At 65.0% G+C, this 3356-nt stretch carries 4 protein-coding genes; all 4 read left to right on the forward strand.

Annotation, left to right across the window (positions count from 1 at the left end; all coding sequences use genetic code 11):
- Window positions 1-286: 286 nt before the first annotated feature.
- Window positions 287-1294 (forward strand): magnesium transporter CorA family protein, encoded by a 1008-nt coding sequence (locus ACILRA_RS21245; protein WP_395664044.1) that lies wholly within the window; start codon window positions 287-289, stop codon window positions 1292-1294.
- 169 nt (window positions 1295-1463) lie between these two features.
- Window positions 1464-1841, forward strand: coding sequence for a fluoride efflux transporter CrcB (gene crcB, locus ACILRA_RS21250; RefSeq protein WP_395664045.1), 378 nt, complete (start codon window positions 1464-1466; stop codon window positions 1839-1841).
- On the forward strand, window positions 1838-2824 hold the full coding sequence (locus ACILRA_RS21255; protein WP_395664046.1) for an RluA family pseudouridine synthase: 987 nt from the start codon (window positions 1838-1840) through the stop codon (window positions 2822-2824). The genes crcB and ACILRA_RS21255 overlap by 4 nt, the downstream gene beginning before the upstream one ends.
- The coding region (locus tag ACILRA_RS21260) for an HAD-IA family hydrolase (RefSeq protein WP_395664047.1) at window positions 2821-3356 on the forward strand (536 nt) is incomplete at its 3' end. The genes ACILRA_RS21255 and ACILRA_RS21260, both read left to right, overlap by 4 nt.

Genomic DNA, 3356 nt, shown 5'->3' on the forward strand with positions numbered 1-3356 from the left:
GCTGCGGCAAGGTGGTGCTGGACTGGACATAACACCCCCTCGCCCCCGCAGGGGGAGAGGGCAGGGGTGAGGGGGTGCGTCAGCGAGTCCCGAACCAGAAACTATGCAAAGCCCGGCCAGCACCTCACTTCAACGATCCCACGCGCGGACAGACCCCCTCACCCTTCCCTCTCCCCCGGTGGGGGAGAGGAATGAAAAGCGCACGCGTCCTGCCAGCCTTGCCATTCCCGCGCCCCGGGGTTACGGAGAAGCCAGCAACCCCCGTAACCACCTCGCGAGTCCGCCGATGCTCACTGCCTATGGAGCGGCCAATGGCTGCCTGACGGAATTCGAGGCCGCGGCCTCCCCCGCGGTCCCGCCCGACTGTGTCTGGCTGGATCTCGTCGAGCCCACGGCGGAGGAGGAAGCCGCCGTTGAGGCCGCACTCGGCATCGACATCCCCACACGCGAAGAGCTGGCCGAGATCGAGGCCTCCTCCCGGCTCTACCAGGAGGATGGCGCGGCCTTCATGACGGCGAACCTTATCCGCCGCGGCGACCATGACGAGCCCGAATCCTCGCCCGTCACCTTTATCATCAAGGATAACACCTTGATCACCATCCGCTATCACCACCCGCAGGCTTTCCCGGCCTATGTGAAGCGGGCGATGAAGCCCCAGTCCACCTCCATGACCGGCTGGGGCATCCTCATTTCCCTTCTCGAAGCGGTGGTGGATCGTGCGGCTGACCATCTGGAGCGCGCCGGCCAGATCGTGGATGAGACCTCGAAGAAGACCTTCGGCGCCAAGCGCCAGCTCTCCGGCATCCACAAGCCGAACCCGCGCCGCGGGGTGAACCTGCAGGAGCTGATCGAGAACATCGGCGAGGAGGGGGACTTCGTCTCCAAGATGCGCGAAAGCCTGGTTTCCATCGGCCGCATCGTCGCCTTCATGCAGGCCATCACCGACCAGATGCGCGACAACAAGGAGCTGAAGGAGAGCAAGGTCCGCATCAAGACCCTGCAGCGCGACATCGTCTCGCTGACCGACCATGCCACCTTCCTCAATGGCAAGATCAGCTTCCTGCTGGACGCCGTGCTGGGCCTCATCTCCATCGAGCAGAACGGCATCATCAAGATCTTCTCGGTCGCCGCCGTCGTCTTCCTGCCGCCCACGCTGGTGGCCTCCATCTACGGCATGAACTTCGAGGTCATGCCGGAGCTCAAATGGGTTCTGGGCTATCCCTTCGCGATCGTGCTGATGATCTTCTCGGCCATCCTGCCCTTCCTCTACTTCAAGCGGAAAGGCTGGCTGTAGCGAAAATCTCTCAAAGGGTGTGAGTAAAGTCACTGCATCAACCTTGCCGATCACGCCCATGGCAAACCCGTCCCGCCCCCGCAGGCAGGGGCGGGTTTGCTGCATTGACTTGGGCAGGTCTGGCCGTTACTCCCGGCGCCATGACAGCGGGAAAGGCGCCGCAAGGCATATGATCGTTCTGTGGGTCGCGCTCGGCGGCGGCATTGGTGCTGCGGCACGCTATGGCGTCAACGTCTGGTCGGGCCGCGTCCTCGGAACGGAGTTTCCCTGGCATACGCTGATCGTCAACGTCGTGGGATGCTTCATCATGGGCCTGCTCACCGGCCTCATGGCGCAGAAGCTGAACCTGAGCCCGGAGGCGCGGGCCTTCCTCACCACCGGCATCCTCGGCGGCTTCACCACCTTCTCCGCCTTCTCGCTCGACGTGGTGCTTCTTGTGGAGCGCAAGGCGATGCTCGCGGCGGGCGCCTATGTGGCGGCCTCGGTGCTGCTTTCGATTGCGGCCGTCTTCGCAGGGCTGCATCTGATGCGCACGCTCGCGCCATGAATGAGGTCAAGCGCCATGTGGTGACGGCGGATGAAGCCGGCATGCGGCTGGACCGCTGGTTCAAGGTCCACTTTCCGCAGGTGACCTTCGCCTATTTGAACAAGCTCACCCGCACCGGCCAGGTGCGTGTTGGCGGTGCCCGCGCCAAGACCAATACGCGGCTCGAGGCCGAGCAGGAAATCCGCGTGCCGCCGCTCGCTTTCGACACCCGCCCCGCCGACCTGCCCAAGAGCGAGGTGAAGCCGCTCTCCCCGCAGGAGCGCCGCCTGTTCGACTCGATGGTGATCCATGAGGACCGGGACATCTTCGTGCTGAACAAGCCTTCAGGCTTCGCCGTGCAGGGCGGCTCCAAGACGCATCACCACCTCGATGGGTTGCTGATGGGCTTGGGCGTGGAACTGGGCGAGCGCCCCTTGCTCGTCCACCGGCTTGACCGGGATACGTCAGGCGTCATCGTCATTGCCAAGCGCCGCTCCATTGCGTCCGCCCTCGGCAAGCTCTTCGTCACCCGCGCCGTGAAGAAAACCTACTGGGCCCTCGTCAAGGGTGTCCCGAAGCCCGCCCAGGGCCGCATCGAGGTTGCCCTCATCAAGGCCAAGGGCCCGGAGGGAGACCGCATGCGCGCCTCGCGTGAAGGTGAGGAGGATGACGAGCAGCGCGCCGTCACCTTCTATTCCATCATCGACAAGGCCCCGCCGGTGGCCTCCTGGGTGTCGTTGAAGCCCGTCACCGGCCGCCAGCACCAGCTCCGCGCCCACATGGCCCATATCGGCACCCCGATCATGGGCGATGAGAAATATGGCGGTCTTGAAGATCTGCCGGAGGGCATGGACCGCAAGCTGCACCTCCACGCCCGCCGCATCATCTTCCCGCATCCGCGCGAGGGCACGATCGACATTACCGCGCCCCTGCCGGACCACATGCTGAAGAGCTTTGGCATGCTGGGCTTCGACGCCAGCCGCTTCAGCGAGGGCGAGGGATGAAGCTCGCCATCTTCGACGTTGACGGCACGCTGGTCGACTCCGCCACCATGATCGCCGCTTCGCTCACCCGCGCCTTCACGGCGGAAGGCCTCACCCCGCCGGACCGCACGGCGATGATGTCCATCGTCGGCCTCTCGCTCTTGGAGTCGATGCGGGTGCTTGCGCCGGAGGAAGACCACGCCAAGCATGAGCGTCTGGGGGCCGCCTACAAGCAGGCTTTCTGGGACTTGCGCGCCGCGGGCAACCACACCGAGGAGCTGTTCGAAGGCGCCCATGACCTGCTGGCGAAACTCCGCGCGCGGGACGATGTTCTGCTCGGCATCGCCACCGGCAAGTCACGCCGCGGCGCCGCCCATCTGATCGAGAAGCATGGCTATCAGGGCTGGTTCGTGACGGTTCAGACCTCCGACGACCACCCCTCGAAGCCCCATCCCTCGATGATCGTCACCGCCCTGGCGGAGACGGGCCTCGACCCCGCCGCTGCCATCATGATCGGTGACACGAGCTATGACATCGCCATGGCCCGCGCCGC

It is taken from the genome of Aestuariivirga sp., from assembly GCF_044239095.1.
Classification (GTDB): domain Bacteria; phylum Pseudomonadota; class Alphaproteobacteria; order Rhizobiales; family Aestuariivirgaceae; genus Aestuariivirga.